The sequence below is a fragment of the Agrobacterium sp. CG160-95 genome, assembly GCF_053521725.1.
Window position 1 is genome coordinate 1 of record NZ_JBNWDU010000004.1, and the last position, 24,708, is coordinate 24,708.

General features: G+C 57.5%; 22 protein-coding genes, 1 tRNA gene and 1 pseudogene. 15 read left to right on the plus strand and 9 right to left on the minus strand.

Annotated elements, in window-relative coordinates; translation table 11 throughout:
- Position 1 precedes the first annotated feature (1 nt).
- From ACQZ63_RS14370 to ACQZ63_RS14385, 4 genes are all read left to right on the plus strand, one after another.
- A tRNA-Met gene (locus ACQZ63_RS14370) sits at positions 2-78 on the plus strand.
- 537 nt (positions 79-615) lie between these two features.
- Positions 616-1,725, plus strand: coding sequence for a 2Fe-2S iron-sulfur cluster-binding protein (locus ACQZ63_RS14375; protein ID WP_112154353.1), 1,110 nt, complete (start codon positions 616-618; stop codon positions 1,723-1,725).
- A gap of 41 nt (positions 1,726-1,766) precedes the next feature.
- Positions 1,767-2,888, plus strand: a complete 1,122-nt coding sequence (gene hisC / locus ACQZ63_RS14380) for a histidinol-phosphate transaminase (protein WP_112675621.1) — start codon at positions 1,767-1,769, stop codon at positions 2,886-2,888.
- A complete protein-coding gene (locus tag ACQZ63_RS14385; RefSeq protein WP_113555662.1) occupies positions 2,885-4,306 on the plus strand; it encodes an FAD-binding oxidoreductase in 1,422 nt (473 codons plus the stop codon). The genes hisC and ACQZ63_RS14385 overlap by 4 nt, the downstream gene beginning before the upstream one ends.
- A 58-nt stretch (positions 4,307-4,364) precedes the next feature.
- On the opposite strand, the pseudogene ACQZ63_RS14390 reads toward ACQZ63_RS14385, so the two are convergent.
- The 6 genes and pseudogenes from ACQZ63_RS14390 to ACQZ63_RS14415 all read right to left on the minus strand — a co-directional run.
- Positions 4,365-4,475 (minus strand): annotated as a pseudogene (locus ACQZ63_RS14390) (S-(hydroxymethyl)glutathione synthase); the annotation flags it as partial.
- Positions 4,454-5,140, minus strand: coding sequence for an ABC transporter permease (locus tag ACQZ63_RS14395; protein WP_113555663.1), 687 nt, complete (start codon positions 5,138-5,140; stop codon positions 4,454-4,456). The gene ACQZ63_RS14395 and the pseudogene ACQZ63_RS14390, both read right to left, overlap by 22 nt.
- A 4-nt stretch (positions 5,141-5,144) precedes the next feature.
- Positions 5,145-5,852 carry an ABC transporter permease subunit gene (locus tag ACQZ63_RS14400; RefSeq protein WP_111790625.1) on the minus strand — a complete coding sequence of 236 codons (708 nt, stop codon included), beginning with the start codon at positions 5,850-5,852 and terminating at the stop codon, positions 5,145-5,147.
- 137 nt (positions 5,853-5,989) lie between these two features.
- A complete protein-coding gene (locus ACQZ63_RS14405; protein WP_003514202.1) occupies positions 5,990-6,784 on the minus strand; it encodes a transporter substrate-binding domain-containing protein in 795 nt (264 codons plus the stop codon).
- A 71-nt stretch (positions 6,785-6,855) separates the two neighbouring features.
- On the minus strand, positions 6,856-8,817 hold the full coding sequence (locus tag ACQZ63_RS14410; RefSeq protein ID WP_113555664.1) for a DUF2817 domain-containing protein: 1,962 nt from the start codon (positions 8,815-8,817) through the stop codon (positions 6,856-6,858).
- Between the two features lie 138 nt (positions 8,818-8,955).
- Positions 8,956-9,996, minus strand: coding sequence for an aromatic ring-hydroxylating dioxygenase subunit alpha (locus ACQZ63_RS14415; RefSeq protein WP_013636820.1), 1,041 nt, complete (start codon positions 9,994-9,996; stop codon positions 8,956-8,958).
- 129 nt (positions 9,997-10,125) lie between these two features.
- Here ACQZ63_RS14415 and ACQZ63_RS14420 point away from each other — a divergent pair, with 129 nt between their 5' ends.
- Complete coding sequence (locus ACQZ63_RS14420) at positions 10,126-11,046, plus strand: LysR family transcriptional regulator (RefSeq protein ID WP_080797685.1); 921 nt, start codon at positions 10,126-10,128, stop codon at positions 11,044-11,046.
- Positions 11,047-11,069: 23 nt separating this feature from the next.
- Here ACQZ63_RS14420 and ACQZ63_RS14425 read toward each other — a convergent pair whose 3' ends face one another.
- Positions 11,070-11,585, minus strand: coding sequence for a flavin reductase family protein (locus tag ACQZ63_RS14425; RefSeq protein ID WP_113555665.1), 516 nt, complete (start codon positions 11,583-11,585; stop codon positions 11,070-11,072).
- An 11-nt stretch (positions 11,586-11,596) separates the two neighbouring features.
- Positions 11,597-12,961 carry an LLM class flavin-dependent oxidoreductase gene (locus ACQZ63_RS14430; protein ID WP_448799305.1) on the minus strand — a complete coding sequence of 455 codons (1,365 nt, stop codon included), beginning with the start codon at positions 12,959-12,961 and terminating at the stop codon, positions 11,597-11,599.
- Positions 12,962-13,388: 427 nt separating this feature from the next.
- On the opposite strand from ACQZ63_RS14430, the gene ACQZ63_RS14435 reads away from it, so the two are divergent.
- From ACQZ63_RS14435 to ACQZ63_RS14480, 10 genes are all read left to right on the plus strand, one after another.
- Positions 13,389-14,525, plus strand: coding sequence for an HD domain-containing phosphohydrolase (locus ACQZ63_RS14435; RefSeq protein WP_448799306.1), 1,137 nt, complete (start codon positions 13,389-13,391; stop codon positions 14,523-14,525).
- Positions 14,515-14,844 carry a hypothetical protein gene (locus ACQZ63_RS14440; RefSeq protein WP_113555667.1) on the plus strand — a complete coding sequence of 110 codons (330 nt, stop codon included), beginning with the start codon at positions 14,515-14,517 and terminating at the stop codon, positions 14,842-14,844. The genes ACQZ63_RS14435 and ACQZ63_RS14440 overlap by 11 nt, the downstream gene beginning before the upstream one ends.
- Positions 14,841-15,209: a response regulator gene (locus tag ACQZ63_RS14445; RefSeq protein WP_113555668.1), complete on the plus strand. Its 369-nt coding sequence runs from the start codon at positions 14,841-14,843 to the stop codon at positions 15,207-15,209. The genes ACQZ63_RS14440 and ACQZ63_RS14445 overlap by 4 nt, the downstream gene beginning before the upstream one ends.
- Positions 15,206-17,173 carry a chemotaxis protein CheA gene (locus tag ACQZ63_RS14450; RefSeq protein WP_113555669.1) on the plus strand — a complete coding sequence of 656 codons (1,968 nt, stop codon included), beginning with the start codon at positions 15,206-15,208 and terminating at the stop codon, positions 17,171-17,173. Before ACQZ63_RS14445 ends, ACQZ63_RS14450 begins: the two co-directional genes overlap by 4 nt.
- Positions 17,170-17,715, plus strand: coding sequence for a chemotaxis protein CheW (locus ACQZ63_RS14455; protein WP_003514184.1), 546 nt, complete (start codon positions 17,170-17,172; stop codon positions 17,713-17,715). Before ACQZ63_RS14450 ends, ACQZ63_RS14455 begins: the two co-directional genes overlap by 4 nt.
- A 1-nt stretch (position 17,716) precedes the next feature.
- Entirely contained in the window at positions 17,717-19,534 is a 1,818-nt protein-coding gene (locus ACQZ63_RS14460; RefSeq protein WP_111804635.1) for a methyl-accepting chemotaxis protein, read from the plus strand.
- A 2-nt stretch (positions 19,535-19,536) separates the two neighbouring features.
- Positions 19,537-20,031: a chemotaxis protein CheW gene (locus ACQZ63_RS14465; RefSeq protein ID WP_003514179.1), complete on the plus strand. Its 495-nt coding sequence runs from the start codon at positions 19,537-19,539 to the stop codon at positions 20,029-20,031.
- The gene (locus ACQZ63_RS14470; RefSeq protein WP_065658622.1) at positions 20,028-20,897 is read left to right on the plus strand and encodes a CheR family methyltransferase; all 870 of its coding nucleotides are present in this window, start codon (positions 20,028-20,030) and stop codon (positions 20,895-20,897) included. The genes ACQZ63_RS14465 and ACQZ63_RS14470 overlap by 4 nt, the downstream gene beginning before the upstream one ends.
- A gap of 12 nt (positions 20,898-20,909) precedes the next feature.
- On the plus strand, positions 20,910-21,998 hold the full coding sequence (locus ACQZ63_RS14475; protein WP_035198754.1) for a protein-glutamate methylesterase/protein-glutamine glutaminase: 1,089 nt from the start codon (positions 20,910-20,912) through the stop codon (positions 21,996-21,998).
- Between the two features lie 117 nt (positions 21,999-22,115).
- Positions 22,116-22,817, plus strand: coding sequence for a ParA family protein (locus ACQZ63_RS14480; protein ID WP_013636809.1), 702 nt, complete (start codon positions 22,116-22,118; stop codon positions 22,815-22,817).
- 58 nt (positions 22,818-22,875) lie between these two features.
- On the opposite strand, the gene ACQZ63_RS14485 is transcribed toward ACQZ63_RS14480, so the two are convergent.
- Positions 22,876-24,603 carry a chemotaxis protein gene (locus ACQZ63_RS14485; protein WP_113555670.1) on the minus strand — a complete coding sequence of 576 codons (1,728 nt, stop codon included), beginning with the start codon at positions 24,601-24,603 and terminating at the stop codon, positions 22,876-22,878.
- Positions 24,604-24,708: the final 105 nt, after the last annotated feature.

The window sequence follows — 24,708 nt, forward strand, 5'->3', positions numbered from 1 at the left end:
ACGCGGGGTGGAGCAGCCCGGTAGCTCGTCAGGCTCATAACCTGAAGGCCGCAGGTTCAAATCCTGCCCCCGCAACCAATATCTTCAAGACTATCAACAACAAAGCCCTCCCATCCCGGAGGGCACTTTGCGTTTAGAGCCTTGGATACCGCAAATGAATTGCTGGCGGTATAGCCACGTGGGGCTCTGATAGCGTGCAGCTAGGCCTGTATCCTGCTCCCGGAGCACTCTGCAACTATCTAACGATTGGTTCTGAAGATCACGTTCTGTTTTGGCGTATCCCAGTGAAAAACGAGGGCGCAAATCCAGAGTTGCTCGCGCCAATTCAAACCCCCTTAGTTTAGCTTTTCTAAACAAAAACGCATCTGTGGCGGGATTGTCTCTCTTTGTTGACGCGCAAATAATGAGATTTGTCAGAGGGATAAATTGAGGTGGGGCCTTGGGGCTGCAAATTGGTGAAGACCAAATTGCCAGCGAGTTTTTGAGGAAGTTCTGCCTCCCGCGAAACCCTTTGATCGTCTGCAGGTTGACGCAAGCCTTGAGCGATCTCACGGGGAGAACTCTCGAGGCGATCTGCGGATTTCCGGATATTGCAATCATCAGGACAAGCAAATCATGACGACCCGCCTGGATCCACGTTTTCGCCCGTTCGAGGTAAAGCGCAAGGTGCGCGAGAGTGCCACGATCACGTCATTTTACCTCACGCCTGTCGATCCTGCGGATTGGTGTACTTTTGAGGCGGGCCAGTTTCTGACGATCCAGATACCGCATCCCGAAGGCAAAGAACCGCTTGTCCGGAATTACACGGTTTCGTCAGGACCAAATGAGATCGGGGTCTATCGTATTACCGTGAAACGGGAGGCCGCTTTAGCGCCCGATATGGCCGATGGTCTTGTTTCGTGCTGGCTCCATGACGCCGTAGAAGAGGGTGCGGTCATCCATATTGACAGGCCGCGTGGTGCCTTCAAACTCGACAAGGCCAGTCAGCGACCGGTTATTCTCTTGTCCGGTGGCGTCGGGCTGACACCTACGATATCCATGTTGAAGGTCTTGGTTGCGGAAAGCGATCGGCCCGTCTGGTTCGTCCATGCCTGCGACGGGGCTGCTACCCATGCGCTGCGTGAAGAAGTACGGGTGCTCGCTGAACAGCGCAGCAACGTCCATATTCATTACTGTTATCGTTTTCCGACCGACGAGGATGCCAAGGCCGGGCTATTCCATTCCGCCGGTTTCATCACTCGGGAGACCTTGCAGTCCTTTTTGCCGCTGGACGATTACGAAGTCTATATGTGCGGACCACCGCCGTTCATGCAGGCGATGTATGACCTGCTCCTCTCCCTCGGCTTGGAGAAAAGCAAGATTGCCTACGAATTTTTCGGGCCTGCCTCCCTGCTTTCGCCATCGCAGCCGAAGAAGGAAGCAAACCTCAGCCTCACTGTTGCTCCGGTGGCGTCAGAGTCTGAGTACTCCGGCATCGAGATTGTTCTTGGGAAGTCAAATGCCAGATTCGAGTGGGATTCAGCCTCGGAATCCATCCTGAGCTTTCTGGAGAGCCGGGGTATTGAGCCAGCATTCTCCTGTCGCGCGGGTGTCTGCGGCAGCTGTGTCCAGGACCTTGTGTCCGGCGACGTTGAATATGTGGATGAGCCGCTGGATGACGTGCCGTCCGGGCAGATTCTCCTCTGTTGTTCCAAGCCCGTGAGTTCAGTCGTACTCGACCTCTGAAACCAGATTCCAGCGTTTGTCCAAATCAGCGAGATCAACACATGGCCGATATACTTAGACTCAACCCGCACGTTGCTGAACTCCCGCCATATAATGCTGGAATGAATATCGCCGTTGCGCGAAGCAAGACGGGTTTGACCGATATTGCGGCCCTTGCCAGCAATGAGAATCCATATGGTTGCTCTCCGAAGGTAACCGCTGCGCTGGCCAGTCTTGACCCTTCACGCTATGCGGATCCTGCCTGTGTGATCTTGCGTGATGCGCTTAGTCGAAAGATCGGCGTTGCCGGAAACCGGATTGTCATTGGAAACGGCTCCGAAGAGATGATCGCTGCCGTTTGTCGCGCGGTCCTGCGCCCGGATGCTACCGTGGTCGCGATGATACCTGGTTTCGGCCTTCACGAAATCGAACCCAAAGCAAATGGTGCGAAAATCATCAAGATACCGATGACGAAGGATCTTCGGTTCGATCTTGAGGCGATGACGACCGCATTGCGCGAAAAGCCATCGATATTCTTCATCTCCTCGCCTTCCAATCCCGTGGGCCCGGCGTTGCGACAGGATCAGCTCTCAAGCCTCATTGCAGCTGTCTCGAAAGAGACGTTGCTTGTTTTCGACGAAGCCTATTTCGAATTCTGCGACGGGAATACGCCAGATGGGCTTAAGACACTGGCTGACAGCGCTATCTCCTGGGTCGTGCTCAGAACCTTCTCGAAGGCCTATGGGCTGGCTGGGTTGCGCGTCGGATATGCCGTGGCTTCCGATGAGCGGCTGGCACAGGCCATGTCATCTGCAAAAACACCGTTCAACGTCAATGCAGCCGCGCAATTGGCCGCAGTTGCCGCGCTCGATGACGAAAACTGGATGCGGGTTTCAGTCGAAAGCGTCATCAAGGAGCGCAGGCGCATGGCTGCGGCAATCGCCTCGCTTGATCTTTTCGTTCCGGACTCTCAGACGAATTTTCTCTTCATCGATGTTGGTTGCGACAGTTCGATCGCTTTCGATCATTTCCTGTCCCATGGCGTCATCGTCAAACCCTGGAAAGAACCGGAGTTCGCCAGCTTCATTCGTGTGACCGTCGGGCTCCCTGCGGAAAACGACCGTTTTCTCGAAGCGTTACGCTCACTCAAAGATAAGCTTCCTGAGGCAAAAGTCGCGTCATGATCGAACACAATACCGCCTTAACACGGGATTTGTCCGCCGCGTTTCTCAATGAAATCGACCAGATTATCGGCCTGTCGAACCTGAAACGCGGTGATGCCGTTGCCAATCTCGATTATGGCGTAACGCCTGCGAATTTCGGTGCGGATGCGGTTGCTTTCCCTTCATCTCCGCACGAGGTTGCGTCGATCATAAAAACTGCGGTTGCCCATGGTATATCGGTTGTACCACAGGGTGGCCGAACCGGGCTTGTTGGCGGGGGTGTGTCCGTCCCCGGTCAAATCGTGGTGTCCACCGCCCGGCTGAACCGGATCGTGGAAATCTATCCAGATGAGCGGGTTGCCGTTGTGGAGGCGGGCGTTACGCTTCAAGCGTTGCAGGCGGCCGCATCGGAGCATCGTCTCGAGCCAGGCATCGACTTGCCATCGCGTGGTTCTGCCACGATTGGCGGAATGGTCTCGACCAATGCCGGCGGGATTTCTGCCTTTCGATATGGGGTGATGCGACATCGCGTGCTCGGACTGGAAGTCGTATTGCCTGATGGCTCGATATATTCCGACCTGACACGCGTGGTGAAGAACGCCGCAGGATACGATCTCAAGCATCTCTTCATCGGGGCCGAGGGTACGCTTGGTATTGTGACCAGGGTTGCCATCAAGCTAGAGCCGGTTCCCGCAGCAACCGCAACCGCACTTTTTGGGCTTCCCTCCGTTGAAGCGGCTCTCGAGGCAACCAGGTTGGGGTTGACCGTGAGGTATGGCCACATGCGTGCGGCGGAAGCGATCTGGAATTCGTTTTTCTCCCTGACGGCGGGCGAGCACCTTTGGTCGGCGCCAGATTATGCCCCTGACTATCCTCTCAACCTCATCATGTCTCTGGGCGGCGGTGACGAGGAACAGCTTCAGATGGAGCTCGGCCGGATTTACGAGGAGCTGTATGAAACCTATCCGAACGTGTCCGCTGTCGTCGCAACATCGAAGGCACAGGAAGCAGAGTTGTGGCGTCTGAGGGAGGACACGGACCTTATCTATCGCAGATATCCGGCTGCGCCGTCCTTTGACGTCTCCGTCCCCTTGTCGCAGATCGGAGAATATGTGGCTCGCTGCGTACCGGAGCTTCGGTCAATCGATCCTCTCCTCGATCCCTACCTCTTCGGCCACATTGCCGATGGCAATCTTCACATTGTTCTCAATGCAGCCGGGACAGCTCTGACGCCCGCCAAGATTGCTGCCATCGAATCCGTTCTCTACCGCGACCTGACGCAATCGGGTGGTTCGTTCTCGGCGGAACATGGGATCGGCTCCAAACGCATTCATGCGTTGCGGGAGACAGCGAACCCGGTAAAATTTGCCCTGATGACGCAGATCAAGGCCGCAATCGATGGCGGATACACTCTTAACCCCGGCAAAGTCACCGGCTGACATGACAACGCCGCGCTCTTTAGGCGCGCGGCGCGGACACGATATAGGCGACTACGTTTCAGAACGCCATTTTTTTGGCTGTCCAGGCGGCGATATAGTCCATCAATGCGCGTGACAGGCAGTCGTAAGGTTCGAGACTACTGGCCTTCAGCGCGCTTCGTGACGCATCAGATGTGCCTCAAGCATGCGGATGAGCATGACGAGGGTGAGGTTGATGATGAGGTAGATGGCACCCGCGAGGGCGAAAACCTCGAAAATCGCGAATGTCTGGCTCATCAGGCGCTTTGCATATCCCGTGATCTCGAGAACCGTGATTGTCGAGGCAAGGCTCGTACCCTTGACGACGAGGATCAGCTCATTGCCGTAAGCCGGCAGAGCCTGGCGAATGGCGAGCGGGAATTCGATCCGGCGGAAACGCATAAATGGTGACATTCCCGTGGCTTTGGCCGCTTCCTTGAGACCCGCGGGAACCGATAATAATCCGCCTCGCAGAATCTCCGATGTATAGGCGGCTGTGTTGAGCGCCATCGCCATGACCGCGCAGCGCACACCATCACTAATCACCCACCACATTATGGCATTGCCTTTGATAAAGCCAATTTGGCCAAGCCCGTAGTAAAACAGGAACAGCTGTACAAGCAGCGGTGTACCGCGAAAGACCATGCTGTAATATTTTGCAAACCCGGCAAGGAAACGGTTTTCGGACAGCCGCATGAGCGCAAGACCAAGGCCGAGATTGAAACCGATCGCGACAGATATCGCGGTTATGGTCGCCGTTGTGGAAAGCCCTTTCAAGAGGAAAGGCATCGATGTTTTCACGAATTCGATATCCATCGCGTTACTTCCTCGCCCTTAGTCTCACCAGGCGTTCGACCCTGTCGAATCCAGCCTGGCTTATGATGGTGATCGCGAAATACACGACGGCTGCGATAAGAAAGAAAATCAGGGGATTGCGGGTGCTACCGGCGCCAACCGAGGCGGCGCGCATCAGTTCCTGCAGCCCGACAACCGATACCAGTGCCGTGTCCTTGATGGTTGTCTGCCAGACATTGTTCATACCGGGGATGGCAATGCGTAGCATTTGCGGGATGATGATGCGCCTGAAGATGCGGCGCCCGGGAATCCCCAGTGCGCGCGCAGCTTCTATGTGTCCCGTCGGGATGGAAGCCAATGCTCCCCTGATAACCTCGGTCGAGTAGGCGCCTGAAATCGCACCGATGGCAATGATGGCAATGATGAAGGCATATCCGCTGTCCGCAAGGGCAGCATATCCGAAAGCTGTGGCAACCTGTGTCACGAATTGCACGGAAGAAAAGAACAGCAGATAGATGATAAGCAGTTCCGGCACCCCCCGCACGAGAGAGGTATAGGCGTCTACCACAAGTGTCAGCGGGAATATCCGCGCCCACTTGATGACCCCGCACAAGGTTCCGATCAACGCACCGACAAGCATGCTGACCGTACCGACGGCAATCGTTATTGCAGCCCCCTGCAGAATGGCTCTTATCCAACCACCCTGCCAAACTAGGATCAGACTAGACTCCATGGGATTTGCCTTGGTTTTGCTGCGCACTCCCTTGCCTTTTTGGCAGCAGGCATCGTCAGCGTCTTCGACCGTGCGCACCCTGTCAGGTTGCGATTGAGTGGTTGCCCCGCACTTTTGGGAAGAGCGGGGCAGGCGTCTTAGTTGCAGGGTCTGGAGATATCCATCTTGAACCACTTCTGGCTCGCTTTGCCGATCGAACCATCCGCAACGAGCTCGCACAGTGCCTTGTCGATCTTCGTCTTCAGTTCGGTGTTCTCCTTGGCAATTCCGACGCCGATCCCTTCGCCGAGGGTGGAATCGAATTTGCTCTGAACTTTCACGTCGACAAACTGAAAGTCCTTGCCTTCGGGCTTGGCGAGAAAATCCTGAAGTGCAGAGGCGTCTGCAAATGCTGCCTCAACGCGGCCGCTTGCGAGATCGATCTGCATATTGTCGAGCGTGTCGTAGGTCTTGAGATTGGCATTCGGCACCCGCTTTTCGATGAAATGGGCGTGCGTCGTGCCGGTTTGAACGCCGATCGTCTTGCCGTCCAAGCCTTTCAACAAAGTGTCGATATCCTTGATGCCGGCGAGATCGGACGTCTTGGGAACGAGGAACATGTTTGCCAGCTCAGCATATCCGACCGAAAAATTGATTTCCTTTTTTCGATCCTGGGTAATCGACATCCCGGAGATGATGACGTCGAAGCGCTTCGCCTTGAGGGCAGGGATCAGGCCATCAAAGGCCTGCACGACAAACCGGCACTTCACGGCGAGCTTCGTGCAGAGCAGGTTGCCGACATCGGCGTCGAAGCCGGTTACATTGCCGGCAGCATCGGCCATGCTCCATGGTGGATAGGCACCTTCGGTGCCGATCGACAATTCGCCTTCGGCAGCGTGCGCCGTGCTGACGCCTGCAAGAAGCAGGGCGAGTGACAGGACTTTCAGATTCATATGCGAATTCCCCTATTTGGTTATTTGTTAGGTTTGATTTGCCGGACACAGCGCCGGCACAGCGGATCACGTCATAACGTTCGCGACAGAAACTGACGCAGGCGTTCCGATCGCGGATTGGTGAACAATTCCGCCGGGGTACTCTCTTCCTCCACCTTTCCTTTGTGTAAGAAGAGAATCTTGTGAGATACCTCGCGCGCAAACTGCATTTCATGCGTCACGAGGATCATGGTATTGCCCTCTTCTGCCAGCTGACGGATCACGCGCAGGACCTCTCCCACAAGTTCGGGGTCGAGAGCGGATGTCGGTTCGTCACAGAGGATGACTTTTGGCCGCATGGCCAGTGTTCTTGCGATGGCCGCACGTTGCTGCTGGCCGCCGGAGAGCTGCCCGGGATATTGGGCATGCTTTTCCGACAGTCCCACTTTCTTCAACAACTGATGGGCATGGTCGATTGCATCCTGGCGACGCTCGCCAAGAACATGGACGGGAGCCTCGATGATGTTCTCAAGCACGGACATGTGGGGCCAGAGGTTGAAGTTCTGGAATACCATTCCCACGCGGGCGCGAATTCTTTCGACCTGGCGCATGTCTGCTGGCTGCGAACGGCCATTCGCTCCGCCCTTCATTCGTATTTCCTCGCCATCAACGACGATCGTTCCACTGCTGGGCTGTTCGAGCAGGTTTATACAGCGCAAAAACGTGCTCTTGCCGGAACCTGACGAGCCGATCATGGAAACGACTTCACCGGGATCGGCACTCAGCCCCACGCCCGACAGGACTTCGTGCGTGCCGAAGCTTTTGTGGAGATCATGAACTTCAACGGCTGGCCGTTCATGGCGTTTGGTGTTCACAGGCACGGCCGGTGGCCAGTCGCTCACCAAAGCCGGAGCGGTTGCGCCCTTTGAAGCCGGGGGAGTAACCGAGGCAAGTGCGGTCAGCGCGCGGTCGAAATATCGCAAGCTTGTCCCAAGACAGTTCTGCTGCCATTCGGGATCGTCAGGAATGAACGCCGTTCTCAGCGTCTTCTTGATTTTCTGCCCAAGCGGAGATTCGATATTCCCGAAAAGATGCAGCCAGTTATCCGCCTGCACGGCGTCCATCACCACCGGGCCTTCAAGGGTTCCGCATTCGATAACCAGCGGCAATACGCGGCTCTCCGGCAAGGATTTGCAGACCGCTGCTGAAACGTAGCCCGTAGCCGTTGCCGCAATGCGGGTATCGGTCGTTGCGCCCTTGCCGGTCATCACGACCGCGAGTGCGTGCCCATAGGTTTTCCTGCCCCATTCCAGACCGGCATGGTCCTCTTCCGCCACGGATAGCAGTGCGGGATATCCGTAAGGGCCTGCACCGGTGTGAAGATCGAAGACGACGACATCCGACGCGCCACTGACGAAAGTGCTCAAGATATCGTTGAGGGTGCGGTTCGACCATGTCGGGCCGTTGCCGCCATAAAACAGTCCGTCTGGAAAGTCGTATTGGCCTGCTTCGATAATCGCGGCGATACCGGCGTGACCATTTAAAGCGGCCTTAGCATCTCTCAGCAGTTGATCGGCACGGTCACGATCGGGTCCATCCCACTCGGCGCAGACAAATGCATTATGGAGTGGGGCGTATCGTTCGTTTCGTGGAACGGCTCTCTTCCAGTCAACGAAGTTTCGGTTGAGATCGACATTGTCCTCGTTGACCCGTCGGCTCCATGCTGTTCCCCACGGGTTTATCAGATGGATCATCACCACAGCCGTATCGGGAGGAAGCGGTAACGGGTTATTTGCGGCAAGCCATTCAGCCTGGCAAGCCGATCCGAATTGCCCCTCAACTCCGTGCGTGCCGGACAGGATGACGAGTTTTTTTGACGCGTTGCGTTCGCCCAGATATGCAACATCCGTGAAAAGGTGCTCTCCACCTGGGCCATGCAATGGATGCTTATATTCGAACAACGCAGCATTCGACCGGCGCGCGGCGGAAAGAAAACGTTGCCGCAGCACATTATAGTCCACTGAATAGAGCTCAGGCTGCCTGATGTGGCGCATCAAGGATACTCCCGATTTGTGGCGGGCGTCGGCTTTTGCCGATCACCAGCTATGTTCCCGGTTATTATTTTTTTGCCATCTCCGCCTGACCATTTGAGCAGGCGAAGACCATATCGTTAGTCATTCCGGCGCAGGCGCTTACTCCGCGGCAGCGACGACATTCATGGTCTCGCTATCGATCATCTGTGAAAGCTTGCGTCTGAACCGCAGCGGTCCGACATCGATCTTCAGATCGAGGTTTGGAGTCTTCTTGTTCGCGATCCCGTGGTGGACCGCCTCTAGCACGACACGGTCTTCCTCGAATGCGCCGCGTACGGATGTTGCGAAGCGCGCTGAAACGTCCGGGTCGTCGGGCGCGAAATTTCGCATCTGAAACCAGTAATACTTCGTGCGGTTCTCATCGACTGGCGTCATGAAATTGTAGCTGTCCATCAAGAACGTATTGGCTGGCAATTCGCGGCCTTCGCCACCGGAGCCTGATGGTGCAAAGATGGCCTTGATGATGGCATTGCTGGGATAGCGAACCTCGTAATGCTGTTTTCGATCGCATTTCCCCTCAAATTGCAGGAACGGTGCGTAGAAGGGGGCTGGATCTGAATCCAGCATCCAGCGCCAGACGACGACGCCATCGCTTTTCACCGTTGTTTCCAATGGTGTTTCTTCGCAGGCGGAACTGGCGAACGAGCTCTGATGTACCCATGCGACGTGGGATGGGTCCAGCAGATTGTCCGTCATGTAGAGGTAATTGCAGTTGATCGTCATCGACTCGCCGCGATTGACGCCCCAGGACGGATCACCGAAATGTTCGACATGGAAAATCTCTGCGGGATCGGCTTTCGCGGCCTCACCCATCCAGACCCAGACGAGCCCGTAACGTTCCTCCACCGGGTAGGAGCGGACGCAGGCCACATGCGGAATACGCTCTGCACCCGGCACGCGGGTGCAGGCGCCGGAACAGTCGAAGGTCAGTCCGTGATAGCCGCATTCGACGTCGTCGCCCTTGATACGCCCCATGGACAAGGGGAGCTTGCGATGGGGACAGGCATCTTCGAGCGCTGCAAGCTTGCCATTCTGAAGACGATAAAGAACGATATTTTCGCCGAGCATCGTTACGGGTGTCAGGTCTCGTCCGATTTCGTGATCCCAGGTGGCGACGTACCAAGCATTCTTGAGAAACATTTTCTTCCCCCGTTCTCGCTTTAATCGGATCAGTATTTTCCTTGTTGCGATGCGGAACAAGCGGATTTTCGTTGCGTTTTTGTTTAGAAAAACTTAACAAAAAGCAGAACTGGAGATACTCTATTGGCTATGCCCCCACTCCATGCCCTGCAAGCTTTCGAAGCCGTAGGAAGGTGCGGCACGATGAGCACGGCCGCCAAAGAACTGGGCGTAACACCCAGTGCCATCAGCCAACAGGTGCGCAAGCTTGAGAACCATCTCGGCGTTACGCTCCTCGAACGTATCGGACGCCGTGTGGAACTGACGTCGTGGGGTGTTCTTCTTCACAAGGAAGTCGCCAAAGGCTTCAGCCAGCTCAATCATTCCGTCGATGTTCTCGAACGGGCGCGGAGCCAGACCGGCATCGTGCTGACTGCGCTCAGCTCGGTGGTGAACAAGTGGATCGGCCGCAAGATCTTCGAGTGGCAGGCTCTCTATCCGGAAGCCAATGTCCGTATCATCGGCAAGGATGACGAACCCAGCCTGTCGGGCGGCCAGAGCGATTTTCGCATAACCTATGGAAAGCGGGCAGAGGTGCACGCGCATTTCGTGCCGCTTTATACGGATTGGGTGGTTCCCGCATGTTCGCCGCGTTTGCTCGGGGGACGGACATTATCGGCGCCCGCCGACCTTCTCAAATTCCCTTTGCTCAATATCGAGTGGGAAGCCCATTACAGCCGTCCGCCACAATGGAGCGAGTGGGCGCAGCTCGTTGGCGCGACCGTGAATGAAAAACTCTCGAGCCTGTTTTTCGCGCTGTCGAGCAACGCAATCGACGCGGCGGTCAACGGACACGGATTCGTGCTGGCTCAGGTCTCGATGATCGAGGACGAGTTGCAGGCCGGTACTCTTGTTGTTCCTTTCGACATCCGCCTTCCGCTTCCCGAGAGCTACTATCTGGCATGGGATCGTTCCGTTTTCGATAAGCCCTACGGAAGAGAATTTCACATGTGGGTGATGGGGATCGCGAAAAAGCAGTCTGTCGCATCGTCCCCGAACCGCAGTGCGTGACTAAGGGCCTACCGCTCGGGATATCACCTTCTGATGTGTTGATATTCTCCGCGCCAGTACAGAAGTGGCCGGGCATCGTCATGCGTCCTTATCGACCGGACGAGGCCGATCAGGATCACATGGGATCGATGGATGATCGCGTCTTCGAGTTCGCAGTCCAGACTTGCCAGAGCGCCATCCAGCGCAAGGCCGCCTGACGCCATCGTGTGCCAGACGGCGCCATCGTAGCGGCTGGCACCCTTAAGGCCATTAAAAGCCGAGAATGAGTGGGCGACGTTTTCCTGACCTTCAGCGACGACGTTGACGCAAAACCGTCTGGCTTTCTCGACGATTTCCCAGGACGAGGATCCACGATTGAGTGCGACCATCACCGTCGGGCCATCCGCAGAAAGTGCTGTGACGGATGTTGCGGTGAAGCCGGTTCGCGTTTCACCCGTGCCTGTCGTGATGACGCAAACGGCACCCGCCAGATTCCGCATGGAGGATTTGAAGACGTCAGCGCCCGGAGACGGCACCTGCATTTTCATCTGGTCCACCATGATTGGCTCCTTCAGATGCGCTCTTTATCGCCTTTGGCGGCCGTGTAACGGTTGTCAGGCATCGAAAGCCCCAGGTTCTCGCGCAGCGTCGATCCTTCATATTCCTCACGAAACAGTCCGCGCCGCCGCAACTCCGGCAAGACAAGGCGGACGAAATCTTCCAGGCTTGCGGGAAGTGTCGGGAACATAAGAATAAAACCGTCGGCGGCACGGGTTTCGAACCACTCTTCCATGTAGTCTGCGATCTGTTTTGGTGTCCCGGTTATTCCGTTTCCGGTGTGGCGTTCTGCGTAGTGCCGGATCAATTGTCCCACTGTCTGTCCTTGTTTGACGAACTCGACGAGCTGGTCAAACATCTTGCGCGAGCCTTTCGGCTCGGCGGGCAGCCGGTCCATCGGAAATGGTTGATCGAGGGGAACGCCACGAAGGTCGGCTTCGAGGAACTCCGAAAGCATCAAGCGACCCACGTCCGGATGCAGGCTGTCGATGAGAAAATCGACTTTTGCCTTCGCCTCGGCCTCGGTCTCCCCGACATTGACGACAATGCCCGGCATGACCTTGAGATCTTCGGGATCGCGACCGAATGCCGGCATACGTCCTTTGACGTTCTGGTAGAAAGCCCTGTTGCTCTCGATGTTGGATGCCAGGCTGAAGACGATTTCAGACGTCCGTGCAGCAAGGTTCATTCCGGCCTCGGAGCCGCCGGCCTGAGCAATAACAGGCCGCCCCTGCTCGGAAGGCGCAATGTTGAGGGGGCCGCGCACCTGAAAATGCTTGCCGACATGATTGAGGGTATGGTGCTTGGCCTTGTCATAATAAACGCCGCTTTCGCGATCAAGCAGCAGGGCGTCGCGTTCAAAGCTGTCCCATAGGCCGAACACTACGTCGATGAATTCTTGCGCGCGCTCGTAACGGACGGCGTGAGGATCGAGACCCTGACGATTGAAGTTGTAGCCGGTCTCGTCATGATCGGAGGTGACGACATTCCAGCAGGCGCGTCCCCGGCTCAGCTGATCGATAGACGCGAAAATCCGGGCGACATTGAAGGGTTCATAATAGCTCGTCGATACCGTCGAGACCAAACCCAGTCTTTCCGTCATCACCGAAAGTGCCGAGATGAGAGAAAGCGGTTCGAACCGGTTCTGCTTGGTCGGGCTGCGCGCCAGGGCGTCGGGGTCACCAACGGCAGCCGCAGCGGAATCGGCGAGGAACATGAAATCGAATTTGGCAGCTTCAGAAATTCTGGCCACATTCAACATGTGGCTGAAGTCGGTTGCTGCCGTTACCTTGCTTGCCGGGTGCCGCCATGCGGCTGCATGGAAGCCGAACGTGTAAACAAAGGTTCCGAGCTTGATCTTGTCCTGCCGTTTCAACATCGTTCCCTCTTTTGCCTGATACCAATTCTGGTCTCAGGCTATTCGAGGATCAACGCTGCAACAATCGGCCGAAATCTTCTCCGTAGATTAGAAATACTAACAAGGATTAGTGGCGCGTCTGCGCATCAGCCCGAGAGGCTGCGGCGCCACGCCACGGGATCACATTCCCGTTGGGAGGCCTGATGATGGCGCTTCACTATAAGTATTCATAAGTCACACTTAAGTCGCTGTTAACCAACATCTGGTCAATTTATTCATATAAGAAGTTGTCTTCGCAGGCGAATTTCGCGCAGGCGCTTCATTTTTATGACCACATGACGCGGTCGTCTTTTCCCAAAAAAATGTTTCCAGATCCGTTGAATTCGTTCGGTGAAAGCCGAGGAGTTCGCGCGTCTATTCGCCCGCAATCCAATGATAGCGAGGACAAGTGCAAATCGTATTGGTCGATGACAGCAAGTCGATTCTTGTTGCCCTGAAAGCGACGGTCCGCGGGCTTCCGGATGTCGGCACCATCGTGGGCTTCACCGATCCCACGGAGGCGTTGGAATTCTGCCGCAACAATGCGGTCGATCTGCTTGTGGTGGATTATACGATGCCGAAATATAACGGCATACAGCTCCTCAAGGCACTGAATACGTATGAGCATTTTGCTCATGTGCCTGTCATCATGATCACATCCGAAAGAGGCCGGCCTGTCCTTATCGAAGCGATAGAGAGCGGTGTCACGGAATTCATCCACAAGCCCTTTGACCCGGTGGAGCTGAAGGCGCGGGTGCGCAACCTTCTCGCCTTGCGCAAGGCGCAGCGCGATCTTGCCGGACAGGCGCGCAGCCTTGTGGATGAGGTGCGCAAGGCCACCCGGCAACTCGCGGCCCGCGAAGAGGAAATCATCTGGCGCCTGGCGCGGGCCATCGAATTCCGCGACGGCCACACCGGCGACCATATTTCCCGCGTCGCGCAAATCAGCACGCTGATGGCAAAGGATCTCGGCCTCGATGACGAGCATTGCCGCATGATCTATCTCGCGGCACCCTTGCACGATGTCGGCAAGATCGGAATTTCCGACAGCGTGCTGCTGAAGCCGGGTCGCCTGACGCCTGATGAGATCACCGAAATGCGAAAACATGTCGGTATCGGCGTGCAGATTCTCGAAAACGGTTCATCCGACCTGCTGCGCATAGCCGAGGCGATTGCAGGTGGCCATCACGAAAAATGGGATGGAACGGGATATCCGCACGGCTTGTCGGGCGACGGCATTCCGCTGGAAGCCCGTATCGTCGCCATTGCGGACGTCTTTGAGGCTCTCTGCTCCGAGCGTCCTTACAAGAAGGCGTGGTCGACCGAAGAGGCCTATGCGCATGTTGTCGCGCAGAGCGGCAGCCATTTCGATCCCGCCTGCGTCGCGGCGTTCCAGCGCCAATGGACGCTGATTGAGAGGCTCATGACGGGTCACGACGTTCTGGAGATCGAAGTGCCGAGCCTCGAAACACCGGAAGAACAACCGATCAGGGCGGATGGCGGCATGCAAGCCGCAGCCGTTCGGGAGACTCCCCATGTTTTTTGATGAAACCACGAACGACACACTGAAGATGCCGCAAGCGCTTTCCATACGGTCGATTGCGTCGGCACATGGTCTTCTTCTCGACCGTCTCAAAGACACCGACAGGCTGGTGGTCGAGGTGCCCAAGGATGCGGATGCGGATTTGAGCTTCGTGCAGCTGATGGAAGCCTCGCGCAATTTCGCGGCGCAGAACAACAAGACGATAACATTGAAAGAGCCGGCTGACGGTCAGGTTTTGCAGACATTGCGGCGGGGCGGTTTCCTGTCGCGGATGGATGAAGCCTCCCGACAGTTCTGGTTGCATGGAAAGGACATATCATGAGCGCACATATTTTAACGGTCGACGATTCCGCCAGCATTCGCATGACGACGAAGATCGCCCTCACAGGCGCGGGCTACAAGATTACCGAGGCCGTTGATGGGCAGGACGGTCTTGCCAAGGCGAAGGCCGCGAATTTCGACCTCATCGTCACTGATCTCAACATGCCGAACATGAATGGTCTCGAGATGATCGAAGCGCTTCGGCAATCTCCGGCTCATACCGGCATTCCGATCATCTTTTTGACGACGGAATCCGATGCGGACATGAAGGCGCGCGCCAAGGCCGCCGGTGCCACCGGCTGGCTGACCAAGCCCTTCGATGCCGAACATCTGGTCAAGATCGTCAGAAAGGTCCTCGGAAAATGACGACGCTGGACCCTATTCAGGTTTTCAGAACGGAGGCTGCGGAGCTTTTCGAGCAAATCGAGGGTGGCCTTCTCGATCTGCTTCACGATTTGACCGATCAGGATCAGATCGACGCCGTTTTCCGCGGACTGCATACATTGAAGGGGTCCGGGGCAATGTTCGGGTTCGAGGCGCTTGCCGCCTTCACCCACCATTGCGAAACCGCCTTTGACCGGGTGCGCAAGGGCGAGGTTCCGGCAACCAGCGAACTGGTCGCAGCCGTTCTCGAAGCGCAGGATCATATGCAGGCGCTGGTCGACAATCCGCACGGTGTGCAGGGTGATGTTGGAGAGCAGCTGCTAGCCAAGCTTCGTGCGGCAGTCGGCACTCGTGGCGATGGCGGTGTCCTGACACATGTTCCGGCGCAGAATCTCGCCAGGAAGCAGGCAAAGGCAAAAGCCGCCACCTGGGAAATCCGGTTCCGGTTGCCCGTCAATGCCATGGCAAACGGAACCAATCCCCTTGGTCTTCTCGATGAGCTGGCCGAACTCGGCGATTGTGAAATCGTTGCCGACACCTCGACGGTGCCGTCTCTCGACGCCCTCAATCCGAGCGATCTTCATCTGGGCTGGACAGTCCGGCTGACGACCGAGCAGCCGCAATCGGCAATCGACGACGTTTTCATCTTCGTGATGGATGACATGGAGATCGATATCCGCGCAATCGAAGCGGTTGTCGAAGAAGCGCTCCCCGTTTCCGAAATCCTGCCGGAAGCCAGAAAGGTCGCCGCCGATCCGAAGGGCGGCAAGGCGGCCGAAAACGTGCGGGTGCCTGCTGAAAGACTTGACGAGTTGATGGATCGGGTCGGTGAACTCGTCATTGCCCAGTCCCGCCTTTCGCAGCTGGCGGGTAGCAGCGTCGATATTCTTTTGCGCTCTGTTTCGGAGGATGTCGAACGTCTTTCCGGAGAACTTCGCGATACGATGATGGTCTTGCGAATGGTGCCGATCGCCCAGCTTTTTGGTCGGTTCCGCCGTCTGATCCATGACCTGGCGCGGGAAACGGGCAAACAGATCGAGCTGGAGACCGAGGGCGAAGGCACAGAGGTCGACAAGGCGGTGATCGAACGCCTGGCTGATCCACTCGTGCACCTTGTCCGCAACTCCTGCGACCATGGACTCGAAAAAAGCGATGAGCGTGTGGCGGCCGGCAAACCGGCGACGGGGCGGATCACCCTCATTGCCCGCCAGTCGGGCGGTGATGTGACCATCACCATCCGTGACGATGGCCGTGGCATCGATCGCCAGCGCGTCCGGGCAAAAGCTGAGGCTTCCGGCCTTTTGGCTCCGAACGCGCAGGTCAGCGATCAGGAACTGCTGCAGATGATCTTCCAGCCGGGCTTTTCGACAGCCTCTGAAGTTACCAGTCTTTCCGGCCGTGGTGTCGGCATGGATGTAGTGAAGAAGAGTGTCGAGGCCCTTCGCGGCACGATCAGCGTTACCAGCATGCCGGGCGCGGGTTCGGAAGTTTCGCTGGCGATCCCGTTGACTCTGGCCATCATCGACGGCCTGCTGGTGCGGGTCGGCAATGGTTGCTACGTCATTCCGCTGCCGGCGGTGGAGGAATGCCTGGAACTGTCGCCTGACGACGATATTCGTTCGCGGGGCCGGTCCTTCATTTCACTGCGCGAGAGCCTCGTTCCCTTCATTCGCCTGCGCGAATTGTTCAACACCGGAACCAAGCCGGATCAGTTCCAGAAGATCGTCGTCATTTCCACCGGCTCCGAGCGGGTCGGGCTTGTGGTCGACCAGATCATCGGTGACCACCAGACGGTCATCAAGGCCATGTCGAAACTGCACCATGACGTCGCGACATTCTCAGGCGCGACCATCCTCGGTGACGGCAATGTCGCCCTTATCCTCGATGTCGCACATTTGGTGATGGCGGGGCAACAGCAGGAGGCGCGATTGCGGGCCGCGGGATGAACCAGTCTCTCTTGAAGCAGACGGACGAATTTTGGGGCGTGTCCGACGCCGTGGAAGTTCTGACCTTCAACATCGCGGGCGAGACCTTCGCCATAGAGGCGGTGAAGGTTCGGGAAATTCTGGATCTTCTGCCCGAAACCGCCGTTCCCGGTGCTAAAGCCTTCGTGGCGAGTGTTATCAACTTCCGGGGCAAGGTCATCCCTCTGGCCGATATCCGTCTTGCCTTTGGCATGGAAGCCACCGAGCGAACCATTGATAGCCGTATCGTCGTCATAGAACTGCCGTTCGATGGCGAGCCGGCATTGATCGGCATCAGGACCGATAAGGTCAACGAGGTGACCACGTTCAGCCGGGCAGCCAGCGAACCGCCGCCGAGCGTCGGCATGCGGTGGCGGGCGGATTACATCCATTGCCTCATCAAACGCGGCAGCGAGTTCGTCATTCTTCCAAATCTGACAGCAATTTTCACGGGGCATCGCGAGTCCGGACCGGTTTCGTCCAGCGCGCGTGGCAACGTCATCGAACTTTCCAAGGAGCATTGAGATGCGATTTACAATCAAGATGAAGCTGGCGGTTGCCTTCGGCTTTCTGATCCTGATGCTTGCCGGAACGGCCGGCTACGGCATCTACAGCCTCGGTATCGCCAAGAATGCCATGGACGATGTGGTCGACGGCACTGTCGTGCGCCTCGACAAGGTTCACCAGATGAACGCACTGGCGCTGGCAACTGTCCGGTCGCAGAAGAATATCATCCTTGCTGCTTCGCCGGAGGAAACCCAGCTTTTCAAGGCGGCCGGTAACGAAAGTCGCGACCAGTTGACGGCCATGCTGAATGATATGGCAGCCACCGCCAGCGCCGAGACGCGTGCGTTCTGGACGGATCTGCAGGCCATCACCAAGGCTTTCGAGGCCAGTGATGATCACGTCCGGGAACTGGTTGCGCAGGGCAATACGTCGCTCGCCGCGTCGTACTCGTCCGGCAAGGGCCGTGACGCTGCCAATGCCCTGACCGGGAAACTGGGCGAGGGCGTCAAGATGAACCGCGACCGTCTTGAAGAATCGAAGCAATTGGCGGCTGATGACTATGAGCAGACCCGCACCCTGCTGGTCAGTGCCTCGGTCGTTGCCGTACTCATCGCCATCGCGACAGCATTCTGGATCGCGCTCGGCATCAGCAGCGGATTGCGCAAGATCATGACCGTGGCTGAGGCGGTTGCGATCGGCGATCTCGATCAGAATGTCGAGATCAAGACCAATGACGAGATCAAGGATCTCGTTGCGCGCATCAACACGATGACGGGCAATCTGCGCAATACGGCAGGCATTGCCGACCGAATTGCCGATGGCGATCTTACCGTCATGCCGAAACCCCTGTCCGACAGGGATACTCTCGGCCTTGCGCTGGAGCGGATGGTTGAGCGCCTGCGTGGCATTGTCGCCGATGCGCTTTCCGCTTCCGACAATGTGTCCTCCGGCAGCCAGGAACTGTCGGCCAGCTCCGAACAGCTGAGCCAGGGCGCGACCGAGCAGGCATCGTCTGCCGAAGAGGCTTCGGCCTCGATGGAAGAGATGGCTGCCAACATCAAGCAGAATGCCGACAATGCCGCGCAGACGGAAAAGATCGCGCGTCAGTCGTCCAAGGACGCCGAAGCCAGCGGTGAAGCCGTCAACCGCGCTGTGGTCGCCATGCGCACCATCGCCGAGAAGATTTCCATCGTGCAGGAAATTGCACGCCAGACCGATCTTCTGGCGCTGAACGCCGCCGTTGAGGCGGCGCGCGCTGGGGAACACGGCAAGGGTTTTGCTGTTGTGGCATCGGAAGTGCGCAAGCTCGCCGAACGCAGCCAGGCTGCTGCCAGCGAGATCAGCTCGCTTTCTGGCGAGACCGTGCAGGTGGCAACCGAAGCGGGCGACATGCTGAACCGTCTGGTGCCGGACATTCGCAAGACCGCCGAGCTGGTCGCCGAAATCTCCGCCGCCTGCCGTGAGCAGGATATCGGCGCCTCCCAGATCAACGAGGCAATCCAGCAGCTGGACAAGGTGACGCAGCAGAACTCCGGCGCTTCGGAAGAAATGTCGGCGACTTCGGAAGAGCTGGCCGCACAGGCCGAAGAGTTGCAGAGCAGTATCGCCTTCTTCAAGGTGGATGCCTCAAGCGTCTCGTCGCGCCCCGCACAGGCTGCACATCGGCCTGCCGCAAAGCCTGCTGCCACGCGTCCGGCGATGAAGCCGGCCCCCGTTCGCAAACCGCAGACGGGTAATACCGTCAGTGCCCAGCAAGCCCGCGTCAAAGGTTTCGCACTGGATATGTCCATGGGCGGTCCCGATGCTGACGACGCGGATTTCCGCGAAAGCGCCTGACCATGACCAGCACATCTTCAGAAGGCCAGTTCGTGACATTCAGCCTCGGTGAGGAGGTCTTTGCGGTATCCGTCGCGGTCGTCCGTGAAATCCTCGACTATGAGGACACGTTCAAGATTCCGCATAGTCCTGAATATCTGCTGGGTCTGAGAGATGTCCGCGGGCAAGGTGTGCCCATCATCGATCTGCGGCTGCGGCTCGGAATGAGCCGCAGCGTGCGGACACCCCATACCCGCGTGCTGGTGCTGGATATTCCGTTTCCATCCCGCACGCTGGCGATAGGTCTCGTGGCGGACAAGGTATTCGAGGTGACGCCGTTCCGTCGCGACCAGATGGAAACGGCACCCGATATCGGCGTTCACTGGAACTCCGACTACATTGCAGGTGTGGTTCGCCGCGAAGGTGATTTCGTCGTCATCATCGATCTTGCAAAGCTTTTCTCGAACGAAGAAAACGCCATTGCCCGGCAGGGCGGCACACCGGTTCAGGCGGCATGAGGAGAGCCCTTTCCGTGGATGCCTCCATTGCTGCCAGCTCCGCGCATGATGGCCTGAGTCAGCGGGATTTCCGGCTGCTCGCCGAATACATCTACAATTACAGCGGCATAAAGATGCCGGACAGCAAGCGCACCATGCTGGAAGGGCGTCTGCGCAAGCGCCTTCGCGCCACGGGGCATGCCACCTTCGCTCAATATTGCAATTTCCTCTTCCGCGAAGACGGGCTGGAAGAGGAAGCGATCTACCTGATTGACGTGGTGACGACCAACAAGACGGATTTTTTCCGTGAGCCGAACCATTTCGACTACATGGAGAAATTCGCTTTGCCTGCACTTGCGGGTGAAGGCCATGGGCGTATCCGTGCCTGGAGTTCCGCCTGTTCGACGGGTGCGGAACCCTATACTATGGCGATGGTGCTGGCCGAAGCGGCCGAGAAACAGGTCATCAACAATTTCAGCATCCTTGCGACCGACCTTTCCACTGATGTGCTCAGGAAAGCCCATAGCGGTATCTATGCCCGTGAACTGCTCGAACCGGTTCCGGCCGACATGATGCGCAAATATGTCATGCGGTCGGTCGATGCCGGACGACGGGAGGTTCGGATCGTGCCGCGGCTGCGTTCCAAGATCGGTTTTGCCCGCCTCAACCTCATGGACCCGACCTACCAGATCGGCGATGCGGTGCACCTTCTCTTCTGCCGTAACGTTCTCATCTACTTTGATAAAAAAACGCAGGTGCACGTCCTGACCCAATTGTGCAAGCGCCTGGTGCCGGGCGGTTACCTTTTCATCGGTCATTCCGAAACGATAACCGGTATCGACCTGCCCCTGCGGCAGGTCGCCAATACCGTTTTCAAGAAGCAATAGCGGCAGAGAGCCATGTCGAAAAAAATCCGCGTTCTCATCGTCGACGATTCCGCCAGCGTCCGGCAGACCCTGACCGAGGTTCTCGAAAGCGATCCCGGCATTGAGGTGATCGGGGCCGCTGCCGATCCGTTTGTTGCGGCCAAGCGCATTCAGGAAGAAATTCCCGATGTCATCACGCTTGATGTGGAAATGCCGCGCATGGACGGCATCACCTTCCTGCGCAAGATCATGTCGCAGAAACCGATCCCTGTAGTCATGTGCTCGTCGCTGACCGAGGCCGGATCGGAAACCCTGCTTCAGGCACTGGAGGCGGGGGCGGTCGACATCATCCTGAAGCCGAGGATAGGCGCTGCGGATCATCTGGCGGAGCAGGCCACGCGCATCTGCGAGGTCGTCAAAAGTGCGGCGCACGCCCGCGTCGGCAATGCGCGGGCGGCGCTGCGTTCGGCTGCCGCAAGTGGTCCGCAGGCCAAGCTGACCGCCGATGCCGTGTTGCCGCCGCCTTCGGGCAAGGCCATGGCACGCACCACTGAAATGGTGGTCTGTGTCGGTGCATCCACCGGCGGCACGGAAGCGTTGCGCGCAATGCTGATGAAGCTGCCGGCCAATTCACCCGGCATCGTGATCGTTCAGCATATGCCGGAAAAATTTACCGCCGCATTTGCAAAACGCCTGAACAGTCTCTGCGATGTCGAGATCAAGGAGGCCGAGGACGGCGATCCGGTGCTGCGCGGCCATGTGCTGATTGCGCCGGGCGACAGACATATGCTGCTGGAGCGGCAGGGTGCACGTTATCGCGTTTCGGTCCGCACCGGGCCACTGGTTTCGCGACACCGGCCTTCGGTGGACGTTCTGTTTCGTTCTTCCGCGCGTGCCGCCGGTGCCAACGCCATGGGCATCATCATGACAGGCATGGGTGATGATGGCGCACGCGGCATGCTGGAAATGCATCAGGCCGGCGCCTTCACGGTGGCACAGGACGAAGCATCCTCTGTTGTCTTCGGCATGCCGAAGGAAGCGATCGCCCATGGCGGTGTCGACAAGGTTCTGCCACTCGACAGGATCGCGCTGGAAATTCAGGCCGAAGACCGCCGCCGCTGATGGCGCGACCCTTTTTTACCCGGCATTAACCAAACTCGCCAATGATGGCGGCAACACCATGCGACAGGTGCGTTCTGCGAGGCATGACCGTCTCCGCCCAGTTTTCCGGATCATGCCATGCCAGTTATCACCTTCGCGAACACCAAGGGCGGTGCCGGGAAAACCACGGCGGTTCTTCTCCTGGCGTCCGAACTGGCGCGGCGCGGATCGCGGGTTTGCGTCATCGATACAGATCCACAGCGCTGGATTTCCCGCTGGCGTGAAAAGGCCGATGCGCGTGTCGATTTTTCAGTCATCACCTATGTGACGGCGGCGACGTTACAGCAGCATGTCATCGACAGCCGCCGTGCGTTCGATCATGTGATCATCGACCTGCCCGGTGCGCAATCGCCCCTGCTCGCGACTGCGATCGGTCTCTCCAACCATGTGCTGATACCCGTTCAGGGCAGCACCATGGATGCGCAGGGCGGGGCGCAGGTGCTGGAGCTGCTGCGTTATCTCGATGAAAAGGCGAATATCCGGATCGACCATTCCGTCGTGCTGACCCGCGTTAATCCGCTGGTCACGACCCGCGCGCTTCTGGCCGCACGGGAACTGCTGGCGCAAAGGAATGTACGTGTTCTCGATACGCCGATTTTCGAACGTTCTGCGTTTCGCGATATGTTCGAATTCGATGGATGCCTGCATATGATGAAAGCTGGCCATGTCAGCAATCTCGACAAGGCTCTGCAGAATGCCGAAGCTTTTGCCGCCGAGGTTCTCCGTCTCCTTGAGGCCTCCAGCAAGAAAAGCCCTGGCAAACTGATGCAGGCGGCCTGACGCCGGGAACCCGGCGCAGTAAAAGCGCCCCATCGATCCCGTTTAGATCGAATACGCTCTAGAAAAGCGCGTCGGCAAAGAGATCGTCGTCATCTTCGACGGTGGCGGGTGCTTTCTGCCCGGGCGCAAGATCGACCGGCAAGTAGCGAAGATGCACGTCGCGCTCCTGCGCCATCGTGTAGATCTTGTAGATGCATGTCGAAAACGGCTGGATTTTCTCCGCAAAGCCGGAAATGTCTCCGGCGCCGCCGGCGGCCAGCCCGCTTGCCACGTGATGGCATTCTTTCAGGACATCGCCGAGTTCGCTTTCGAAATCGAGCTTGATCACGGCGGCACTGATGCGGCTGAAAACGGCCTGACCTTCCGTGGCGAGATCCTGAAGACCGGTTTCCATCTGACCCTTGGCGTGGCTTATGGCTTCCAGTGCTTCGCTCAATGGTTCCCGCAGGTCACCGGCGCTCCGGTTCTCAGCCGTCTTCAGATTTGTAATGACGCTTTCGATCCGGTGGAGATCGGCAACGATCGAATCCGCCGGGCTTTCCAGCTTGTCGGCAAAGACCCGCAGCTCGCCGCTGACGACATTGACCGACCGGCCTTCGTCGCCCAGTTTCGAGCAGCGCAGGTTTGAGTTCAGCGCCATATAATGGATTTCAGTCTTGATCGAGCGCAGCACTTCAATGCCGTGCAACAGGTCCTGTGCGGTACCGGTAACGGAAGCGACGACCGCATTGGCATCCGCCATGCCTTCCTGAACGCGCCCGGCCAGATCGCACGCCTTTGCTATGTCCTTCTCAAGCAGCTGCAACGCGCTGCCGCCATCATTGGCAGCATCTTCCACCAGGGTGTCGCGCAGTGAAAGAATGGTTGCGGCATCGTCGGCGAAACTTGAGATGCCTGCAAAAATCTTGCGGCAATCCTGCTGGAAGGTGGTTGCCATCTCGTCGATCTGGGCGCTGACCATCTCGAAAACGGTGTCGTAAAGAGCGTCCATTTCGGCGGAATTTAACGCCTGCGCCTCTTCGGAATTCAGATAATCGCTGAACAGGGCGAGTGTCGTCTGCACATGTTCGACACGTTGGCGGGTGATGTCGCCGATCTGGAGGGAGGACAGCGTTGCCGCTATCTTGCCCTGCACGCCCTGCGCGACGGATTTCACCTTGGCCGCCATGGCCGTCATGGCGCGATGCTGTTCGCCGATGCGACCGGAATTTGTCTTCAAACCTCCGACGATGCCGGGGATCGTTGCTTCGAAATCGGCGCCGATGACGGATGAGACGTCGCGCGCTCTGGCAAGCTGCTTGTGCATGAGATCGAGATATTGCGCGAATTTGCCGACTTCAGTACCGCCGAAATGGATGCGCTCGCGGATTTCCTCGGCAAAGGAGGAAAATTCGGCGATGCCTGCGCCGGTGATCTTTACCGTGACCGCAAAGGTTTTCAGGTAACGGATCGTCTCGCGGATATCATCGACATGGCCGTTTGCAGACTTGCAAAGGGAACTCATTTCAACGAAGGCGGCCTGTCGCAACTGTTCGGTTTCCGGCAGGCGGACCATGTCCTCAATGGTCTTTTGCATGTTGGCCATTGCCGCATCCGCGGTATCGCCGTCCATCGAACCCGTCATGCGGTCCAATATGGTGATGAGCTGGTTCAGGATGTCCATGACTGAAACGAGCACGGAGCCGCCTTCGAGAAAGGTCTTCTCGATACGAGACTGTGCGGTTGCAAGGCGCGCGGTCAGGTACGCTTGCGGATCACTGGCTTCAGCTTTTGGTTGATTTTTCACGACGGTACTGTTTCCCATACTCGGATGGCGTGATCCTAGAGAGCAGGAAGAAACGGACAGTGAATATTCTGAGTTGATCGGGAGTTAACAACTCAATTGGTTGAC

Coding starts and splice junctions, on each gene's coding strand:
- ACQZ63_RS14375 (WP_112154353.1), top strand. CDS start 616: ATGACGACCCGCCTGGATCCACGTTTTCGCCCGTTCGAGGTAAAGCGC.
- hisC (WP_112675621.1), top strand. CDS start 1,767: ATGGCCGATATACTTAGACTCAACCCGCACGTTGCTGAACTCCCGCCA.
- ACQZ63_RS14385 (WP_113555662.1), top strand. CDS start 2,885: ATGATCGAACACAATACCGCCTTAACACGGGATTTGTCCGCCGCGTTT.
- ACQZ63_RS14395 (WP_113555663.1), bottom strand. CDS start 5,140: ATGGATATCGAATTCGTGAAAACATCGATGCCTTTCCTCTTGAAAGGG.
- ACQZ63_RS14400 (WP_111790625.1), bottom strand. CDS start 5,852: ATGGAGTCTAGTCTGATCCTAGTTTGGCAGGGTGGTTGGATAAGAGCC.
- ACQZ63_RS14405 (WP_003514202.1), bottom strand. CDS start 6,784: ATGAATCTGAAAGTCCTGTCACTCGCCCTGCTTCTTGCAGGCGTCAGC.
- ACQZ63_RS14410 (WP_113555664.1), bottom strand. CDS start 8,817: ATGCGCCACATCAGGCAGCCTGAGCTCTATTCAGTGGACTATAATGTG.
- ACQZ63_RS14415 (WP_013636820.1), bottom strand. CDS start 9,996: ATGTTTCTCAAGAATGCTTGGTACGTCGCCACCTGGGATCACGAAATC.
- ACQZ63_RS14420 (WP_080797685.1), top strand. CDS start 10,126: ATGCCCCCACTCCATGCCCTGCAAGCTTTCGAAGCCGTAGGAAGGTGC.
- ACQZ63_RS14425 (WP_113555665.1), bottom strand. CDS start 11,585: ATGGTGGACCAGATGAAAATGCAGGTGCCGTCTCCGGGCGCTGACGTC.
- ACQZ63_RS14430 (WP_448799305.1), bottom strand. CDS start 12,961: ATGTTGAAACGGCAGGACAAGATCAAGCTCGGAACCTTTGTTTACACG.
- ACQZ63_RS14440 (WP_113555667.1), top strand. CDS start 14,515: ATGTTTTTTGATGAAACCACGAACGACACACTGAAGATGCCGCAAGCG.
- ACQZ63_RS14445 (WP_113555668.1), top strand. CDS start 14,841: ATGAGCGCACATATTTTAACGGTCGACGATTCCGCCAGCATTCGCATG.
- ACQZ63_RS14450 (WP_113555669.1), top strand. CDS start 15,206: ATGACGACGCTGGACCCTATTCAGGTTTTCAGAACGGAGGCTGCGGAG.
- ACQZ63_RS14455 (WP_003514184.1), top strand. CDS start 17,170: ATGAACCAGTCTCTCTTGAAGCAGACGGACGAATTTTGGGGCGTGTCC.
- ACQZ63_RS14460 (WP_111804635.1), top strand. CDS start 17,717: ATGCGATTTACAATCAAGATGAAGCTGGCGGTTGCCTTCGGCTTTCTG.
- ACQZ63_RS14465 (WP_003514179.1), top strand. CDS start 19,537: ATGACCAGCACATCTTCAGAAGGCCAGTTCGTGACATTCAGCCTCGGT.
- ACQZ63_RS14470 (WP_065658622.1), top strand. CDS start 20,028: ATGAGGAGAGCCCTTTCCGTGGATGCCTCCATTGCTGCCAGCTCCGCG.
- ACQZ63_RS14475 (WP_035198754.1), top strand. CDS start 20,910: ATGTCGAAAAAAATCCGCGTTCTCATCGTCGACGATTCCGCCAGCGTC.
- ACQZ63_RS14480 (WP_013636809.1), top strand. CDS start 22,116: ATGCCAGTTATCACCTTCGCGAACACCAAGGGCGGTGCCGGGAAAACC.